Source organism: Shewanella holmiensis, from assembly GCF_025370255.1.
GTDB classification, from domain to species: domain Bacteria; phylum Pseudomonadota; class Gammaproteobacteria; order Enterobacterales; family Shewanellaceae; genus Shewanella; species Shewanella holmiensis.
The window spans coordinates 1-14,773 of the sequence record NZ_JAMTCD010000041.1 but is presented as its reverse complement, the minus strand read 5'-3'; the positions used below and the strand labels follow the sequence as shown (position 1 = coordinate 14,773).

Annotated in this window: 28 protein-coding genes; all 28 read left to right on the top strand. The window is 44.0% G+C overall.

The features are described from left to right. The first annotated feature begins 292 nt into the window (after positions 1–292). The 28 genes from rpsJ (at position 293) to rplQ (ending at position 13,914) form a co-directional block, all read left to right on the top strand. A complete protein-coding gene (gene rpsJ, locus NE535_RS18210; RefSeq protein ID WP_011635639.1) occupies positions 293–604 on the top strand; it encodes a 30S ribosomal protein S10 in 312 nt (103 codons plus the stop codon). A 27-nt stretch (positions 605–631) separates the two neighbouring features. Next, positions 632–1,270, top strand: a complete 639-nt coding sequence (gene rplC, locus NE535_RS18205; protein WP_188843822.1) for a 50S ribosomal protein L3 — start codon at positions 632–634, stop codon at positions 1,268–1,270. 17 nt (positions 1,271–1,287) lie between these two features. Then, positions 1,288–1,893, top strand: coding sequence for a 50S ribosomal protein L4 (rplD, locus tag NE535_RS18200; RefSeq protein WP_188843820.1), 606 nt, complete (start codon positions 1,288–1,290; stop codon positions 1,891–1,893). Further along, positions 1,890–2,192, top strand: a complete 303-nt coding sequence (gene rplW, locus NE535_RS18195; RefSeq protein WP_261299975.1) for a 50S ribosomal protein L23 — start codon at positions 1,890–1,892, stop codon at positions 2,190–2,192. Before rplD ends, rplW begins: the two co-directional genes overlap by 4 nt. A 16-nt stretch (positions 2,193–2,208) precedes the next feature. Next, a complete protein-coding gene (gene rplB / locus NE535_RS18190; protein WP_188843816.1) occupies positions 2,209–3,033 on the top strand; it encodes a 50S ribosomal protein L2 in 825 nt (274 codons plus the stop codon). A 14-nt stretch (positions 3,034–3,047) separates the two neighbouring features. After that, on the top strand, positions 3,048–3,326 hold the full coding sequence (rpsS, locus tag NE535_RS18185; RefSeq protein WP_006083596.1) for a 30S ribosomal protein S19: 279 nt from the start codon (positions 3,048–3,050) through the stop codon (positions 3,324–3,326). Between the two features lie 15 nt (positions 3,327–3,341). Continuing rightward, the gene (rplV, locus tag NE535_RS18180) at positions 3,342–3,674 is read left to right on the top strand and encodes a 50S ribosomal protein L22 (protein ID WP_160056441.1); all 333 of its coding nucleotides are present in this window, start codon (positions 3,342–3,344) and stop codon (positions 3,672–3,674) included. Between the two features lie 12 nt (positions 3,675–3,686). Next, positions 3,687–4,376, top strand: a complete 690-nt coding sequence (gene rpsC / locus NE535_RS18175; RefSeq protein WP_188843814.1) for a 30S ribosomal protein S3 — start codon at positions 3,687–3,689, stop codon at positions 4,374–4,376. Between the two features lie 11 nt (positions 4,377–4,387). Continuing rightward, complete coding sequence (rplP, locus tag NE535_RS18170; RefSeq protein WP_160056437.1) at positions 4,388–4,798, top strand: 50S ribosomal protein L16; 411 nt, start codon at positions 4,388–4,390, stop codon at positions 4,796–4,798. Beyond that, positions 4,798–4,989 (top strand): 50S ribosomal protein L29, encoded by a 192-nt coding sequence (gene rpmC / locus NE535_RS18165; RefSeq protein ID WP_006083592.1) that lies wholly within the window; start codon positions 4,798–4,800, stop codon positions 4,987–4,989. The genes rplP and rpmC overlap by 1 nt, the downstream gene beginning before the upstream one ends. Continuing rightward, positions 4,989–5,237, top strand: a complete 249-nt coding sequence (rpsQ, locus tag NE535_RS18160) for a 30S ribosomal protein S17 (protein ID WP_167674699.1) — start codon at positions 4,989–4,991, stop codon at positions 5,235–5,237. The genes rpmC and rpsQ overlap by 1 nt, the downstream gene beginning before the upstream one ends. Positions 5,238–5,415: 178 nt before the next feature. Then, positions 5,416–5,784 carry a 50S ribosomal protein L14 gene (gene rplN / locus NE535_RS18155; RefSeq protein ID WP_011494644.1) on the top strand — a complete coding sequence of 123 codons (369 nt, stop codon included), beginning with the start codon at positions 5,416–5,418 and terminating at the stop codon, positions 5,782–5,784. A 12-nt stretch (positions 5,785–5,796) separates the two neighbouring features. Next, positions 5,797–6,111 carry a 50S ribosomal protein L24 gene (gene rplX / locus NE535_RS18150; protein ID WP_188843811.1) on the top strand — a complete coding sequence of 105 codons (315 nt, stop codon included), beginning with the start codon at positions 5,797–5,799 and terminating at the stop codon, positions 6,109–6,111. Positions 6,112–6,124: 13 nt separating this feature from the next. Continuing rightward, a complete protein-coding gene (rplE, locus tag NE535_RS18145) occupies positions 6,125–6,664 on the top strand; it encodes a 50S ribosomal protein L5 (RefSeq protein ID WP_261299974.1) in 540 nt (179 codons plus the stop codon). 10 nt (positions 6,665–6,674) lie between these two features. After that, positions 6,675–6,980, top strand: a complete 306-nt coding sequence (gene rpsN, locus NE535_RS18140; RefSeq protein ID WP_188843809.1) for a 30S ribosomal protein S14 — start codon at positions 6,675–6,677, stop codon at positions 6,978–6,980. Positions 6,981–7,004: 24 nt separating this feature from the next. Further along, the gene (rpsH, locus tag NE535_RS18135) at positions 7,005–7,397 is read left to right on the top strand and encodes a 30S ribosomal protein S8 (RefSeq protein ID WP_160056427.1); all 393 of its coding nucleotides are present in this window, start codon (positions 7,005–7,007) and stop codon (positions 7,395–7,397) included. Positions 7,398–7,407: 10 nt separating this feature from the next. Then, entirely contained in the window at positions 7,408–7,941 is a 534-nt protein-coding gene (rplF, locus tag NE535_RS18130; RefSeq protein WP_261299973.1) for a 50S ribosomal protein L6, read from the top strand. Positions 7,942–7,951: 10 nt separating this feature from the next. Next, positions 7,952–8,302 carry a 50S ribosomal protein L18 gene (rplR, locus tag NE535_RS18125; RefSeq protein WP_261299972.1) on the top strand — a complete coding sequence of 117 codons (351 nt, stop codon included), beginning with the start codon at positions 7,952–7,954 and terminating at the stop codon, positions 8,300–8,302. An 11-nt stretch (positions 8,303–8,313) separates the two neighbouring features. Next, entirely contained in the window at positions 8,314–8,817 is a 504-nt protein-coding gene (rpsE, locus tag NE535_RS18120) for a 30S ribosomal protein S5 (protein WP_076502247.1), read from the top strand. A 5-nt stretch (positions 8,818–8,822) separates the two neighbouring features. Beyond that, the gene (rpmD, locus tag NE535_RS18115; RefSeq protein WP_188843803.1) at positions 8,823–9,005 is read left to right on the top strand and encodes a 50S ribosomal protein L30; all 183 of its coding nucleotides are present in this window, start codon (positions 8,823–8,825) and stop codon (positions 9,003–9,005) included. A 4-nt stretch (positions 9,006–9,009) separates the two neighbouring features. Next, positions 9,010–9,444, top strand: coding sequence for a 50S ribosomal protein L15 (gene rplO / locus NE535_RS18110; protein ID WP_188843800.1), 435 nt, complete (start codon positions 9,010–9,012; stop codon positions 9,442–9,444). Between the two features lie 7 nt (positions 9,445–9,451). Next, positions 9,452–10,792 (top strand): preprotein translocase subunit SecY, encoded by a 1,341-nt coding sequence (gene secY, locus NE535_RS18105; protein ID WP_188843798.1) that lies wholly within the window; start codon positions 9,452–9,454, stop codon positions 10,790–10,792. 22 nt (positions 10,793–10,814) lie between these two features. Beyond that, positions 10,815–10,928, top strand: coding sequence for a 50S ribosomal protein L36 (rpmJ, locus tag NE535_RS18100; protein WP_006083579.1), 114 nt, complete (start codon positions 10,815–10,817; stop codon positions 10,926–10,928). Between the two features lie 117 nt (positions 10,929–11,045). Beyond that, positions 11,046–11,402, top strand: coding sequence for a 30S ribosomal protein S13 (rpsM, locus tag NE535_RS18095; RefSeq protein ID WP_188843796.1), 357 nt, complete (start codon positions 11,046–11,048; stop codon positions 11,400–11,402). Positions 11,403–11,419: 17 nt separating this feature from the next. Further along, positions 11,420–11,812, top strand: coding sequence for a 30S ribosomal protein S11 (rpsK, locus tag NE535_RS18090; protein ID WP_011635661.1), 393 nt, complete (start codon positions 11,420–11,422; stop codon positions 11,810–11,812). A gap of 31 nt (positions 11,813–11,843) precedes the next feature. Continuing rightward, positions 11,844–12,464, top strand: a complete 621-nt coding sequence (rpsD, locus tag NE535_RS18085; RefSeq protein ID WP_188843794.1) for a 30S ribosomal protein S4 — start codon at positions 11,844–11,846, stop codon at positions 12,462–12,464. A gap of 24 nt (positions 12,465–12,488) precedes the next feature. Further along, positions 12,489–13,478: a DNA-directed RNA polymerase subunit alpha gene (locus NE535_RS18080; protein WP_188843792.1), complete on the top strand. Its 990-nt coding sequence runs from the start codon at positions 12,489–12,491 to the stop codon at positions 13,476–13,478. Positions 13,479–13,518: 40 nt separating this feature from the next. Further along, the gene (gene rplQ / locus NE535_RS18075; RefSeq protein ID WP_226411972.1) at positions 13,519–13,914 is read left to right on the top strand and encodes a 50S ribosomal protein L17; all 396 of its coding nucleotides are present in this window, start codon (positions 13,519–13,521) and stop codon (positions 13,912–13,914) included. The last annotated feature ends 859 nt before the right edge of the window (positions 13,915–14,773 follow it).

Genomic DNA, 14,773 nt, shown 5'->3' with positions numbered 1-14,773 from the left:
ATTGCTAAAATTTACTGGTAATTTCGGTTTTAATGTGTAAAATGCTGCGCAACGAATTGTGGGTAAACTTCTAGTAGATATCTCGCACAATGGGCTTGATCTTAAGAATTAGATCTGTATAATTGCCCACTCGCTGCATTAGTGCAGTGAGCGAAAGGAAAACCAATATGGTTTTCATATTCATAGCGACTCCGATTGGGAGTCGAACGGTTAAATCATCTCACTCTGCTTTTCCAAATAGGAAGTAGCTAGAGGGTGATTTTTTATGTGTCCATTTTAGGAGCTCTGGTCAATGCAGAACCAAAGAATCCGTATCCGCTTGAAAGGCTTTGATCATCGTTTAATTGATCAGTCTACAGCGGAAATCGTTGAAACTGCTAAGCGTACAGGCGCGCAGGTACGTGGTCCTATTCCACTACCTACACGCAAAGAGCGTTATACCGTTTTGATCTCTCCGCACGTTAACAAAGATGCTCGTGATCAGTACGAAATTCGTACTCACAAGCGCTTAGTTGACATCGTAGAGCCAACAGAAAAGACAGTAGACGCATTAATGCGTTTAGATCTTGCGGCTGGTGTCGACGTTCAGATTAGCTTAGGTTAATTGAGATCCTTAGAAGAGGTTTGAGAGATGGCTATCGGTCTTATTGGTCGTAAAGTGGGTATGACTCGCATCTTCACTGAAGATGGCACGTCAATCCCTGTAACAGTGATTGAAGTCACTGGCAACCGTGTTACTCAAGTGAAAACTTTAGAAACTGACGGTTACCGTGCACTACAAGTCACTACAGGTACCAAAAAAGCCAATCGCATCACTAAAGCAGAAGCAGGCCATTTTGCCAAGGGCGGCGTAGAAGCCGGTCGTGGTTTATGGGAAGTGCGTCTAGCAGATGGTGAAGGCGAAGGCATTGAAGTTGGTGCTGAGCTTAATGTTGATATTTTCGCTGAAGTAGCGAAAGTAGACGTTACTGGTCAATCAAAAGGTAAGGGCTTCCAAGGCGGTGTTAAGCGTTGGAACTTCCGTACTCAAGATATGACTCACGGTAACTCTTTGGCACACCGCTCGAATGGTTCTATCGGTCAGAACCAAACGCCAGGTCGTGTATTCAAAGGCAAGAAAATGTCAGGCCATATGGGTGCTGAGCAAGTAACAACTCAAAATCTACACGTTGTACGTGTTGATGCAGAGCGTAACTTGTTATTAGTACGCGGCGCAGTTCCAGGCGCTACCAATGGTGACTTGATTATCAAGCCAGCAGTTAAAGCTTAAGGTCTGAGGAGATAGTAATGGAATTGGTATTGAAAGACGCGCAGAGCGCTCTTGAAGTTTCCGAAACTACCTTCGGCCGTGACTTTAACGAGGCACTGGTTCATCAGGTAGTTGTAGCTTACGCTGCAAACGCACGTCAAGGCACTCGTGGCCAAAAGACGCGCGCGGAAGTAACTGGCTCAGGCAAAAAGCCTTGGCGCCAAAAAGGCACAGGCCGCGCTCGTGCCGGTAGTGTTAAAGGCCCGATCTGGCGTGGCGGTGGCGTAACATTCGCTGCTAAAACTCAAGATCACAGCCAAAAAGTTAACAAAAAGATGTACCGTGGTGCTTTAAAGAGCATTCTTTCTGAATTGGTACGTCAAGAGCGTTTAGTCGTTGTTGAATCTTTTAGTGTTGATGCTCCTAAAACTAAAGAGCTGAAAGCTAAATTACAAGCAATGAACTTAGAAGACGTTCTAATTGTTACTGCAGAAGTTGATGAGAATTTATTCTTAGCAGCTCGCAACTTATACAAAGTTGACGTACGTGACGTTGCGGGTCTTGACCCAGTAAGTCTAATCGCGTTCAACACTGTTCTTGTTACTGCTGATGCAGTGAAGCAAATTGAGGAGATGCTAGCATGATCACCGAAGAACGTTTGCTAAAAGTTATTCTTGCTCCACACATCTCTGAAAAGAGTACTGTTGTTGCAGAGAAAAACAACACTGTAGTTTTCCGCGTAGCAATCGATGCGACTAAAGCAGAGATCAAAGCTGCAGTAGCGAAGCTATTTGAAGTTGAAGTAGATTCAGTTCGTACTTTAGTTAACAAAGGCAAAACCAAGCGTACTGGTGCTCGTACTGGCCGTCGTAGCGATTGGAAAAAAGCTTATGTGACTTTAGCTGCTGGTGCTGACATCGATTTCGTCGGCGGCGCTGAGTAAGCAAAGGAGAATTATCATGGCAGTTATTAAGTGTAAGCCAACCTCTCCAGGTCGTCGCCACGTAGTTAAAGTGGTGAATACGGATCTGCATAAGGGTAAACCTTTTGCTGGCCTGTTGGCGAGAAAAACGAAAAGTGGTGGCCGTAACAATACGGGTCGTATCACTGTCCGTCACGTTGGTGGTGGTCATAAGCAACACTACCGTCTAATCGACTTTAAACGCGATAAAGATGGTATTCCAGGTAAAGTTGAGCGTCTTGAGTACGATCCAAACCGTACTGCACACATTGCTTTAGTTTTGTACGCAGATGGTGAGCGTCGTTATATTCTTGCTGCTAAAGGCATGCAAGCTGGTGACGCGATTCAATCTGGTAACGATGCTGAAATCAAGACTGGTAATGCTAAAGCATTACGCAACATCCCTGTAGGTTCAGTTGTTCACGCAGTAGAAATGAAACCTGGTAAAGGTGCTCAGATCGCTCGTTCAGCTGGTGCTTATGTACAAGTTGTTGCTCGTGATGGCGCATACGCTACTCTACGTCTTCGCTCTGGCGAAATGCGTAAAGTACCTGTAGATTGCCGCGCGACATTTGGTGAAGTTGGTAATGCCGAACACATGCTACGCCAGTTAGGTAAAGCAGGTGCTAAGCGCTGGAGAGGCGTACGCCCTACAGTTCGTGGTGTTGCAATGAACCCAGTAGACCATCCACATGGTGGTGGTGAAGGCCGTACTTCTGGTGGACGTCATCCAGTGAGTCCATGGGGTGTGCCAACTAAGGGTTATAAAACTCGTAGTAACAAGCGCACTGATAAGTACATCGTACGTCGTCGTAATAAATAGTAAGAGGATTCGCCATGCCACGTTCTCTCAAGAAAGGTCCCTTCATTGACCTGCACTTGCTGAAGAAGGTAGAGAAAGCGATGGAAGCGGGTGATAAAAAACCAATTAAGACTTGGTCACGCCGCTCAATGATCATCCCTAATATGATTGGGTTGACCATCGCTGTCCATAATGGTCGTCAGCACGTACCTGTGTTCGTAACTGACGAAATGATCGGCCACAAGCTTGGTGAATTTTCACCAACTCGCACTTATCGCGGCCATGCTGCTGATAAGAAAGCGAAGAAGCGTTAATACGGGAGGAATAAGATGGAAGTTTTAGCTAAACATCGTTTTGCTCGTACGTCTGCGCAAAAGGCCCGTCTAGTTGCTGATCAAATTCGCGGATTGCCTGTTTCTAAGGCACTCGAGATTTTGACCTTCAGCCCAAAGAAAGCCGCCGTACTAGTTAAAAAAGTACTTGACTCAGCTATCGCAAACGCCGAACACAACGAAGGTGCTGACATCGATGAGCTTAAAGTTGGAGCAGTCTTCGTAGACGAAGGCCCAACTATGAAGCGTATCATGCCACGTGCCAAAGGCCGCGCTGATCGTATCATGAAGCGTACCAGCCACATTACTGTGGTTGTATCAGATCGCTAGGAGAAGAGAGCAATGGGACAGAAAGTACATCCTAATGGTATCCGTCTGGGTATCACTAAGCCTTGGATCTCTACCTGGTACGCAGATAAGTCAGACTATGCAAATAATCTGAACAGCGACTGGGAAGTGCGTCAATATTTAACGTCAAAGTTAAAAGCCGCATCAGTATCTAAGATTGTCATTGAACGCCCAGCGAAAAGCATCCGCGTTACTATTCACACTGCCCGTCCAGGTGTTGTGATTGGTAAGAAAGGTGAAGACGTTGAAGTATTACGTGCACATGTGTCTAAAATCACTGGCACTACTGCTCAAATCAACATCGCTGAAATCCGTAAGCCTGAATTAGACGCTAAGCTCGTTGCTGACTCTATTGCTCAGCAGTTAGAGCGTCGTGTTATGTTCCGTCGTGCTATGAAGCGCGCGGTACAAAATGCAATGCGCATTGGTGCCCAAGGTATCAAAGTTGAAGTGAGCGGTCGTCTAGGTGGTGCTGAAATCGCACGTTCTGAATGGTATCGTGAAGGTCGTGTACCTCTACATACTTTACGTGCTGATATCGACTATTCAACAGCAGAAAGTCACACTCAATATGGTGTGATTGGTATTAAAGTTTGGATCTTCAAAGGCGAAGTTCTAGACGGTTTAATTCCTGCTATTGAAGAGCCAAAGCAGCAACCTAAGCGTAAGCCTCGTGGTAAATAGGAGAAACTTTAATGCTGCAACCTAAACGTATGAAGTTTCGCAAGATGTTCAAGGGCCGCAACCGTGGTCTAGCGAACGGTACTGAAGTTAGCTTTGGTACTTTCGGTTTGAAAGCAGTCGGCCGTGGCCGTTTAACTGCACGTCAAATCGAATCTGCACGTCGTGCCATGACACGTCATGTTAAACGTCAAGGACAAATTTGGATTCGAGTTTTCCCTGACAAGCCAATTACCTCTAAGCCTCTTGAAGTGCGTATGGGTAAAGGTAAAGGTAACGTTGAATACTGGGTATGTCAGATTCAACCTGGTAAGGTTCTTTATGAGATGAATGGTGTCTCTGAAACGTTGGCTCGTGAAGCCTTCGCTTTAGCTGCTGCTAAGCTTCCTTTAAAGACTACCTTCGTAACTAAGACGGTGATGTAATGAAAGCGAGCGAACTAAGAGAAAAGAGCGTTGAAGAACTTAACGCTGAATTACTTGGTCTGCTGCGTGAGCAGTTTAACCTGCGTATGCAACACGCTACTGGTCAATTGACTCAAACGAATCAATTGAAACTAGTGCGTCGTAACATTGCACGTGTTAAGACCATTATTACTTCTAAGGCAGGTGCGTAATGTCTGATAAAATCCGTACTTTGCAAGGTAAAGTAATTAGCAACAAAATGGACAAGTCTATTACTGTTGCTATTGAGCGCCAAGTGAAACACCCAATCTATGGGAAATACATTAAGCGTACTACTAAGATCCATGCACATGACGAAACTAATCAGTGTAATGAAGGTGACATCGTGACTATTAGTCAATGTCGTCCTCTATCTAAGACTAAGTCTTGGACCCTAGCTGAAGTAGTAACCAAGGCCTAATTTTATTAGGTTAATCTAAACGGCTCCAATAATTTGGGGCCGTTTGTTTTTTTTGCTATGCAATCCGATATTGTGGTGTTATACTTGCGCGCCAATTTTGAGTAAAACTATCACTCAAATTGGCTAAATATTGTCCCAATATTGGGATTTGTGTAGTAACGATAGCGGAGCACTTAAAATGATCCAAATGCAATCGACTCTTGACGTCGCATGTAACAGTGGCGCACGTAGAGTTCAGTGTATTAAGGTCTTGGGTGGCTCTCATCGTCGTTATGCCGGTATCGGCGACATCATCAAAGTTTCTGTTAAAGAAGCGATTCCTCGCGCTAAAGCGAAGAAAGGTGATGTATATAACGCGGTGGTAGTCCGTACTAAGAAAGGCGTACGTCGTCCAGACGGTTCTGTCATTCGCTTCGATCGGAATGCAGCGGTATTGCTTAACGCAAACCTTGCACCGATTGGTACTCGTATCTTTGGACCAGTGACACGTGAATTGCGTACTGAGCAATTTATGAAAATTGTCTCGCTGGCACCTGAAGTACTGTAAGGAGCTTTCAAAATGGCAGCAAAAATCCGTCGTGAAGACGAAGTAATTGTACTAGCAGGTAAAGACAAGGGTAAACGCGGTAAGGTTTCTCAAGTTCTACCTACTGGTAAATTGATTGTTGAAGGCATCAATCTTGTTAAAAAACACCAAAAGCCAAACCCACAATTGGGCGTAACTGGCGGCGTTATCGAGAAAGAAGCACCGATTCAAGCATCAAACGTAGCGATCTTTAACCAAGCCACAGGCAAGGCAGATCGTGTTGGTTTCCGATTTGAAAACGACCAAAAAGTCCGTTTTTATAAATCGAACAGCGAACTCGTTAAGTAATTTGGAGTAAACGATGGCGAAACTGCATGATAAATATCAAGAGACTGTAGTTGCTGAACTAGCTAAAAAGTTCGGTTATAGCAGTGTCATGCAAGTCCCTCGGATTGAAAAAATCACCCTTAATATGGGTGTAGGCGAAGCTGTTGCAGATAAGAAAGTTATGGAGCACGCGCTTCGTGACATGACTGCAATCGCTGGTCAAAAACCAATTGTAACTGTTGCACGTAAATCAGTTGCTGGTTTTAAAATCCGTGAAGGCTACCCTATAGGCTGTAAAGTTACCCTGCGCGGTGAGCGTATGTGGGAATTTTTAGAGCGTCTAGTTGACATTGCAATTCCACGTATTCGTGATTTCCGTGGCCTAAGCGCAAAAGCGTTTGATGGTCGTGGTAACTACGCAATGGGTGTGAAAGAACAGATCATCTTCCCAGAAATCGATTACGATAAAATCGATAAGATTCGCGGTATGGATATTGTTATCACTACTACTGCGAAGAATGACGAAGAAGGTCGTGCTTTGTTGACCGCTTTTAACTTCCCATTTAAGAAATAAGGGTAGCATAATGGCTAAAACATCTATGAAAGCACGTGAAGCAAAACGTGCACAGCTCGTAGCTAAGTATGCTGAAAAGCGTCTAGCACTTAAAGCTACTATCAGCAGCCCAGAGACTTCTGAAGAAGATCGTTGGGATGCAGTACTTAAGTTGCAAGCACTACCACGTGATTCAAGCGCATCGCGTCAACGCAATCGCTGTAATCAAACTGGTCGCCCACATGGCGTTTTACGTAAATTCGGCTTAAGCCGTATCAAATTACGTGAAGCCACTATGCGTGGTGAAGTTCCTGGTCTACGTAAGGCCAGCTGGTAAGCACTTGTCACGGAGTAAGCTAATATGAGCATGCAAGATCCTATTGCGGATATGTTAACCCGTATTCGTAACGGCCAAGCTGCTAACCACGTATCTGTAAAGATGCCTTCAGCTAAGTTAAAAGTAGCAATTGCGAAATTACTTAAAGATGAAGGTTTCATTACTGACTACGCCGTAGCAGATGAAGCTAAGCCTGAATTAGAAATCACTTTAAAGTATTTCCAAGGCAAACCAGTCGTTGAGACTATCCAGCGCGTAAGCCGTCCTGGTCTTCGTATTTACAAAGGTAAAGACGAACTTCCAAAGGTTATGGGCGGTCTGGGTATCGCAATTGTGTCCACTTCTAAAGGCTTGATGACTGATCGTGCCGCCCGCCAATTTGGCACGGGTGGCGAGGTTATCTGCTACGTAGCGTAAGGAGTTAGTAATGTCTCGTGTTGCAAAAGCACCAGTCACTATCCCTGCTGGCGTAGAGGTGACTTTAAACGAACAGACTTTAACCGTCAAAGGCGGTAAAGGAAGTCTGACTCGAGTAATCAACAATGCGGTAAATGTTGTTATCGAAGATGCACAAGTAAAGTTTCTACCTGTCGAAGGCGCTGTAGGCGCTTGGGCACAGGCTGGTACAGCACGTGCACTAGTAAACAACATGATTGTTGGTGTCTCTGAAGGTTTTGTAAGAAAACTTAAATTAGTTGGTGTTGGTTACCGTGCGAAAATCGCTGGTAGTGACTTAGACTTAACTTTAGGTTTCTCACATCCATTAGTACACAAGCTACCCGCAGGCGTTACTGCTGAGTGTCCTAGTCAAACTGAGATCGTCTTAACAGGCGTTGATAAGCAGTTGATAGGTCAAGAAGCAGCCAACATTCGTGGATACCGTCCACCAGAGCCGTATAAAGGCAAAGGTGTTCGTTATGATGACGAAGTTGTACGCCGTAAAGAGGCTAAGAAGAAGTAGGTAACGCGATATGGATAAGAAAACATCTCGCTTACGTCGCGCTTTGCGTGCTCGTAAGAAGATCCAAGAGCTAGGCGTGAATCGTCTGGTTGTACATCGTACACCGCGTCACATTTATGCTCAGGTGATCAGTCCTGAAGCTCAGGTGTTAGCTGCTGCATCGACTGTTGAAAAAACAGTTAAAGAGCAACTAAAGAGTACCGGAAACGTAGATGCGGCTAAAGCAATTGGTAAACTAGTTGCTGAGCGTGCGATCGAGAAGGGCGTAGCTACTGTTGCGTTCGACCGTTCTGGTTTCAAGTATCACGGACGTGTGGCTGCATTAGCAGACGCTGCTCGTGAAGCTGGCCTGAAGTTCTAAGGGGTTATAAAATGGCTAAATTAGAAGCTCAGCAAAAAGACGATTTGCAAGAAAAATTGATTGCAGTTAATCGTGTTTCTAAAGTAGTTAAGGGCGGTCGTATCTTTAGCTTCACAGCACTAACAGTAGTGGGTGACGGTAACGGTAAGATTGGCTATGGCTATGGTAAAGCACGTGAAGTTCCTGCTGCTATTCAAAAAGCAATGGAAAAAGCCCGTCGTAATATTGTGACCGTTGAGTTGAATGCAGGTACTCTGCATCATCCAGTTAAAGGTCGCCATACTGGTTCTCTTGTGTACATGCAACCTGCATCACAAGGTACTGGTATTATTGCCGGTGGCGCAATGCGTGCCGTATTGGAAGTAGCAGGCGTTCATAACGTTCTGTCAAAAGCATACGGTTCTACTAACCCGATCAACATCGTTCGCGCGACTGTAGATGCATTGGTGCACATGAAGTCACCAGCGCAAATCGCAGCTAAGCGTGGCCTGAATGTTGATGAAATTCGAGGTTAAGCACCATGGCTACTAAAACAGTTAAAGTAACACAGACTAAAAGCAGCATCGGTCGTTTACCAAAACACCGTGCTACCTTAACAGGTTTAGGTCTGCGCCGTATTGGTCATACAGTTGAAGTTGAAGATACTCCTTCAGTTCGCGGTATGATCAACAAGGTTTACTACATGGTTTCGGTGGAGGAATAAGATAATGCGTCTAAATACTCTATCTCCAGCTGCAGGTTCTAAATCTGCTCCTAAGCGTGTTGGCCGTGGTATCGGTTCAGGTTTAGGTAAAACAGCAGGTCGTGGTCATAAGGGACAAAAGTCTCGTTCTGGCGGCGGTCCTCGCGTAGGTTTTGAAGGCGGTCAAATGCCTCTTAAAATCCGTTTACCTAAGTTTGGTTTTACCTCGCGCAAAGCTTTGGTTTCAGCTGAAGTTCGTTTACTCGAACTAGCAAAAGTTAACGGTGATGTTATCGATTTGAACGCTCTGAAAGATGCGAACGTTATTACTCGCAACATCCAGTTTGCGAAAATCGTTCTTTCAGGTACCATTGAGCGCCCTGTGACTGTTAAAGGTCTGAAGGTAACCAAAGGTGCACGTGCAGCTATTGAAGCTGCCGGCGGTAAGATCGAGGAATAATACGTCGATGGCAAAACCAGGACTTGATTTAAAAAGCGCGAAAGGCGGAGTTTCAGAACTGAAAACTCGTCTTCTGTTCGTGATTGGTGCGATAATCGTCTTTAGAGCGGGTTCGTTCGTGCCAATTCCTGGTATTGACGCAGCTGTATTAGCAGAGCTTTTTGCTCAGCAAAAAGATACCATCCTGGGCATGTTTAACATGTTCTCGGGTGGTGCTTTAGAGCGTGCTTCTATCTTTGCATTAGGTATTATGCCGTATATTTCGGCATCTATCATTATGCAGTTATTGACTGTTGTGCATCCTGCACTAGCTGAATTGAAAAAAGAAGGCGAATCAGGACGTAAGAAAATCAGTCAATATACTCGATATGGCACACTTGTGTTGGGTACATTGCAATCTATCGGTATTGCGACAGGTTTACCAAATTTAGTCCCTGGCCTTGTGGCTAATGTTGGATTTGGTTTTTACTTTGTTGCGGTTGTGAGCTTAGTAACAGGGACTATGTTCCTTATGTGGCTAGGTGAACAAATTACTGAACGTGGCATCGGTAATGGTATCTCGATTTTGATTTTCGCAGGTATTGTTGCAGGTTTACCATCGGCTATCGGCTCAACAGCCGAGCAGGCGCGTCAAGGTGACTTGAATGTATTGGTACTACTGTTGCTCGCGGTTATTGTATTTGCTGTAACATATTTAGTGGTATTCGTGGAACGTGGACAACGACGTATCGTTGTTAACTACGCTAAGCGTCAGCAAGGCCGTAAGGTTTTTGCAGCGCAAAGCACCCACTTACCGTTAAAAGTGAACATGGCAGGTGTAATTCCACCAATTTTTGCATCCAGCATAATTTTGTTTCCAGGCACACTGGCTCAGTGGTTTGGTCAAAATGAGTCCTTGTCATGGTTAAGCGATTTCGCTTTAGCTGTGTCACCTGGACAACCGCTGTATTCATTATTGTACGCGACAGCAATTATCTTTTTCTGTTTCTTCTACACTGCGTTGGTTTTCAATCCACGCGAAACAGCGGATAATCTGAAAAAGAGTGGTGCATTCATTCCTGGGATCCGTCCCGGTGAACAGACTTCGCGTTACATTGATAAAGTAATGACTCGTTTAACCTTAGCGGGTGCGATTTACATTACCTTTATCTGCTTAATTCCGGAGTTCATGTTAATTGCGTGGAAAGTACAGTTCTATTTTGGCGGTACTTCACTACTAATTATAGTAGTCGTAATCATGGACTTCATGGCTCAGGTTCAGACCCATATGATGTCTCATCAGTATGAGTCTGTGATGAAGAAAGCTAATCTTGTAAACAAAGCGAATTTAGATCGCTTTGGCAAATAATTAGCTTTTACGGAGTGATGAAATGAAAGTTCGAGCTTCCGTGAAGAAGATCTGCCGTAATTGCAAGATCGTCAAGCGTAGTGGTGTTGTACGCGTTATCTGTGTTGAACCAAAACACAAACAGCGTCAAGGCTAAGTAAGAAGTTGGTCAGCCCAATAATGGGCTGACCAAAAATTTTGTTTGCAAATCTGTCGTCTGTCGAGTATCCTTTCGGGCTTTTCGCAGATGGCCTTTAACTTTAAGGAGTGCATAGTGGCCCGTATCGCTGGCATTAACATTCCTGATCAAAAGCATACAGTCATTGCATTGACTGCTATTTTTGGTATTGGACGTACACGCGCTAGAGCAATCTGCGCATCTACTTCAATTGCTGAAGATGCTAAGATCAAGGAATTGAGCGAAGCTCAAATAGACATTCTACGCGAAGAAGTTGCCAAATATGTTGTAGAAGGTGACTTACGTCGTGAGATTTCAATGAACATCAAGCGTCTTATGGATCTTGGTTGTTATCGTGGTCTCCGCCATCGTCGTAGCCTGCCCCTTCGTGGGCAACGTACTAAGACCAATGCGCGTACGCGTAAAGGTCCACGTAAACCAATCAGAAAGTAACGGGAAGGTAAACCAAAATGGCTAAAGTTCCGTCACGTTCTCCGCGTAAGCGCGTACGTAAACAGGTTGCAGATGGCATGGCTCATATCCATGCATCTTTCAACAACACAATCGTAACCATTACCGATCGTCAAGGTAATGCTTTATCTTGGGCTACCTCAGGTGGTTCTGGTTTCCGTGGTTCACGTAAATCAACCCCGTTTGCTGCACAGGTTGCGGCAGAGCGTGCAGGTATTGCTGCGCAAGATTATGGTGTTAAAAACCTTGAAGTTTTTGTGAAGGGTCCAGGTCCAGGACGTGAATCAGCGATTCGCGCACTGAACGCAGTTGGTTATAAAATTACCAACATTACTGATGTGACACCTATCCCTCACAATGGTTGTCGTCCACCTAAAAAACGTCGTGTATAACACTACGTTATAGGATAGTTGGAGAAAGATCATGGCAAGATACTTGGGTCCTAAGCTCAAGCTCAGCCGCCGAGAAGGTACAGACCTTTTCTTAAAAAGCGGTGTGAGAGCAATTGAATCGAAGTGTAAACTGGAAACTGCTCCAGGCCAACATGGCGCTCGTAAGCCACGTTTGTCTGAGTATGGTACTCAGTTACGCGAGAAACAAAAAGTTCGTCGTATTTACGGTGTTTTAGAAAAACAATTCCGTAACTACTACAAAGAAGCTGCACGTCTAAAAGGCAACACAGGTGAAAACTTGTTACAACTTTTAGAAGTCCGCCTAGATAACGTAGTTTATCGTATGGGTTTTGGTGCTACTCGTGCAGAATCACGTCAGCTAGTAAGCCATAAGTCAATTATGGTTAACGGTCGTGTAGTTAACATTCCGTCATTCAAAGTGTCTGCGAATGATGTTGTAAGCATCCGTGAAAAATCACGCACTCAAGCTCGTATTAAAGCGGCTTTAGAAGTGGCTGGTCAACGCGAAAAGCCTACATGGGTAGAAGTCGACAGTGCGAAAATGGAAGGTGCTTTCAAGCGTCTACCAGAACGTAGCGATTTGTCTGCGGATATTAACGAACAGCTGATCGTCGAGCTTTACTCTAAGTAAAGCTAACAAACAAGAGAGGACACAATGCAGGGTTCTGTTACAGAATTTCTTAAACCGCGTCTCGTTGAAATTGAGCAGGTTAATTCAACTCGCGCCAAAGTTACACTAGAGCCACTAGAACGTGGTTTTGGCCATACCTTAGGTAACGCGTTGCGTCGCATCCTATTGTCGTCTATGCCCGGCTGTGCTGTTACAGAAGTCGAGATTGACGGCGTACTGCACGAATACAGCAGTAAGGAAGGCGTACAAGAAGATATCCTTGAGATATTGTTAAATCTTAAAGGTTTAGCGGTAACTATCGAGGGTAAAGACGAGGCAATGCTTACTTTAAGCAAGTCCGGCACAGGCCCTGTTACAGCAGCAGATATCACGCATGATGGCGATGTTACCATCATGAATCCTGATCATATTATCTGTCATTTGACTGGTAATAATGACATCAGCATGCGTATCCGTGTTGAACGTGGTCGTGGTTATGTGCCTGCTTCGGCTCGTGCACAAACCGAAGACGATGATCGTCCAATTGGTCGCCTGTTGGTAGATGCGTCATTCTCACCTGTTGCTCGCATTGCATATAATGTTGAAGCCGCTCGTGTTGAACAACGTACAGACTTAGATAAGCTCGTTATTGATATGACCACTAATGGTACTATCGATCCTGAGGAGGCAATTCGTCGCTCAGCAACAATTTTAGCAGAACAGCTAGATGCGTTTGTTGACCTACGTGAGCCTGCAGCTAAGCCTGAGGAAGATGATAAGCCGGAATTCGATCCGATATTGTTGCGTCCTGTCGACGATTTAGAGCTAACTGTACGTTCGGCTAACTGTTTGAAAGCCGAAGCGATTCATTACATCGGTGATCTGGTACAACGCACTGAAGTTGAGTTGTTAAAAACCCCTAACTTAGGTAAGAAATCTCTTACTGAAATTAAGGACGTTTTAGCATCTCGCGGACTGTCGTTAGGTATGCGTCTTGAAAACTGGCCTCCAGCTAGTTTAGCAGACGACCTATAAGTCTCAGGTTAGTACAGATTAAGGTTATAAGGATTAGGTCATGCGCCATCGTAAGAGTGGTCGTCAACTAAATCGTAACAGCAGTCATCGCCAAGCTATGTTCCGTAACATGGCATGCTCACTAGTTCGTCATGAGATCATCAAGACAACTGTAGCTAAAGCGAAAGAACTGCGTCGCGTAGTTGAACCTCTAATAACACTAGCTAAAGTAGACAGCGTTGCAAATCGCCGTTTAGCTTTCGCTCGTACCCGCGACGCTGAAGTTGTAGGTAAGTTATTTACTGAATTGGGTCCACGCTTCCAGGAACGTCCTGGTGGTTACACTCGTATTCTTAAGTGCGGTCTTCGTACCGGTGATAAAGCCCCAATGGCTTACATCGAGTTAGTAGGTCGTCCTGAAGCTGCTGAAGCTGTTGAAGTTGAAGCTGCAGAGTAATTAATTTAATTACTCATTAAAAACCGAGCTTAGGCTCGGTTTTTTTATGTCTGTAGATTTTTGTTTTTCTTTTATGCTGTTTGGCTATAAGCACTATTTTATTTCTCCTTCAGTATGCTGTGATTAATTAAATCACTTTTTTATTAAAATGATTAATTTTCTAAGTGGTATAAGCATTTCTGGCTTTAATTCTTAATTGATTTTGGTTTGTAATATAAGCTATGGCTTGTATCTGGCTGAGATTATTTTTAGATGTTTGTTGCTTAATTTGCTTTGCTAGATTGTTGCTATTACCTAACGCTACATTTTACTGGGTAATTTTTGAGGCCACACACATCAACTAAAACCATACTTGTAATCAACAGTCTTGCGTTTAAACGTCAAATAACGGCTAAGTTGTTCTTGGGGACCATTCTCTCTCAGTCATGTTTTTAGATGCACTCCAGCCATAAAGGCAGATTCAGTTTATATTTGTTTATATCTTAATTATCGATAAACCCAATACACGTATATTTTTTAGTAAAACGATGATTTCTAATTATTTCGAAAATTAAGTCAGGCTTTCAAACCGTCATATATTCAGATTAGTTTTGCTCATTTATTTATTTTTTTCACCTGTATCATTATCAATTAAGCATGTCAGTGAATTATTAATAGCAATGAGATCTGTACATTGATGATTTTGTACCTTCAAATTGTTATGCATCTGTAGTCCTGAATTACGAGACCTTTATGGACTTCGCTAGATTTACGTATGACTTTCTCAAATTATTCAAACATATGTTTTTTCATAATGTTTTATGAATACTGTTAGCATTAAAATTTGAATTTCTTGTTGCTAATCTTAATTTACGCCTTA

What these genes read in the sequence shown, in the direction of transcription:
- rpsJ (WP_011635639.1), top strand. Translation starts at nt 293, where the DNA reads ATGCAGAACCAAAGAATCCGTATCCGCTTGAAAGGCTTTGATCATCGT.
- rplC (WP_188843822.1), top strand. Translation starts at nt 632, where the DNA reads ATGGCTATCGGTCTTATTGGTCGTAAAGTGGGTATGACTCGCATCTTC.
- rplD (WP_188843820.1), top strand. Translation starts at nt 1,288, where the DNA reads ATGGAATTGGTATTGAAAGACGCGCAGAGCGCTCTTGAAGTTTCCGAA.
- rplW (WP_261299975.1), top strand. Translation starts at nt 1,890, where the DNA reads ATGATCACCGAAGAACGTTTGCTAAAAGTTATTCTTGCTCCACACATC.
- rplB (WP_188843816.1), top strand. Translation starts at nt 2,209, where the DNA reads ATGGCAGTTATTAAGTGTAAGCCAACCTCTCCAGGTCGTCGCCACGTA.
- rpsS (WP_006083596.1), top strand. Translation starts at nt 3,048, where the DNA reads ATGCCACGTTCTCTCAAGAAAGGTCCCTTCATTGACCTGCACTTGCTG.
- rplV (WP_160056441.1), top strand. Translation starts at nt 3,342, where the DNA reads ATGGAAGTTTTAGCTAAACATCGTTTTGCTCGTACGTCTGCGCAAAAG.
- rpsC (WP_188843814.1), top strand. Translation starts at nt 3,687, where the DNA reads ATGGGACAGAAAGTACATCCTAATGGTATCCGTCTGGGTATCACTAAG.
- rplP (WP_160056437.1), top strand. Translation starts at nt 4,388, where the DNA reads ATGCTGCAACCTAAACGTATGAAGTTTCGCAAGATGTTCAAGGGCCGC.
- rpmC (WP_006083592.1), top strand. Translation starts at nt 4,798, where the DNA reads ATGAAAGCGAGCGAACTAAGAGAAAAGAGCGTTGAAGAACTTAACGCT.
- rpsQ (WP_167674699.1), top strand. Translation starts at nt 4,989, where the DNA reads ATGTCTGATAAAATCCGTACTTTGCAAGGTAAAGTAATTAGCAACAAA.
- rplN (WP_011494644.1), top strand. Translation starts at nt 5,416, where the DNA reads ATGATCCAAATGCAATCGACTCTTGACGTCGCATGTAACAGTGGCGCA.
- rplX (WP_188843811.1), top strand. Translation starts at nt 5,797, where the DNA reads ATGGCAGCAAAAATCCGTCGTGAAGACGAAGTAATTGTACTAGCAGGT.
- rplE (WP_261299974.1), top strand. Translation starts at nt 6,125, where the DNA reads ATGGCGAAACTGCATGATAAATATCAAGAGACTGTAGTTGCTGAACTA.
- rpsN (WP_188843809.1), top strand. Translation starts at nt 6,675, where the DNA reads ATGGCTAAAACATCTATGAAAGCACGTGAAGCAAAACGTGCACAGCTC.
- rpsH (WP_160056427.1), top strand. Translation starts at nt 7,005, where the DNA reads ATGAGCATGCAAGATCCTATTGCGGATATGTTAACCCGTATTCGTAAC.
- rplF (WP_261299973.1), top strand. Translation starts at nt 7,408, where the DNA reads ATGTCTCGTGTTGCAAAAGCACCAGTCACTATCCCTGCTGGCGTAGAG.
- rplR (WP_261299972.1), top strand. Translation starts at nt 7,952, where the DNA reads ATGGATAAGAAAACATCTCGCTTACGTCGCGCTTTGCGTGCTCGTAAG.
- rpsE (WP_076502247.1), top strand. Translation starts at nt 8,314, where the DNA reads ATGGCTAAATTAGAAGCTCAGCAAAAAGACGATTTGCAAGAAAAATTG.
- rpmD (WP_188843803.1), top strand. Translation starts at nt 8,823, where the DNA reads ATGGCTACTAAAACAGTTAAAGTAACACAGACTAAAAGCAGCATCGGT.
- rplO (WP_188843800.1), top strand. Translation starts at nt 9,010, where the DNA reads ATGCGTCTAAATACTCTATCTCCAGCTGCAGGTTCTAAATCTGCTCCT.
- secY (WP_188843798.1), top strand. Translation starts at nt 9,452, where the DNA reads ATGGCAAAACCAGGACTTGATTTAAAAAGCGCGAAAGGCGGAGTTTCA.
- rpmJ (WP_006083579.1), top strand. Translation starts at nt 10,815, where the DNA reads ATGAAAGTTCGAGCTTCCGTGAAGAAGATCTGCCGTAATTGCAAGATC.
- rpsK (WP_011635661.1), top strand. Translation starts at nt 11,420, where the DNA reads ATGGCTAAAGTTCCGTCACGTTCTCCGCGTAAGCGCGTACGTAAACAG.
- rpsD (WP_188843794.1), top strand. Translation starts at nt 11,844, where the DNA reads ATGGCAAGATACTTGGGTCCTAAGCTCAAGCTCAGCCGCCGAGAAGGT.
- NE535_RS18080 (WP_188843792.1), top strand. Translation starts at nt 12,489, where the DNA reads ATGCAGGGTTCTGTTACAGAATTTCTTAAACCGCGTCTCGTTGAAATT.
- rplQ (WP_226411972.1), top strand. Translation starts at nt 13,519, where the DNA reads ATGCGCCATCGTAAGAGTGGTCGTCAACTAAATCGTAACAGCAGTCAT.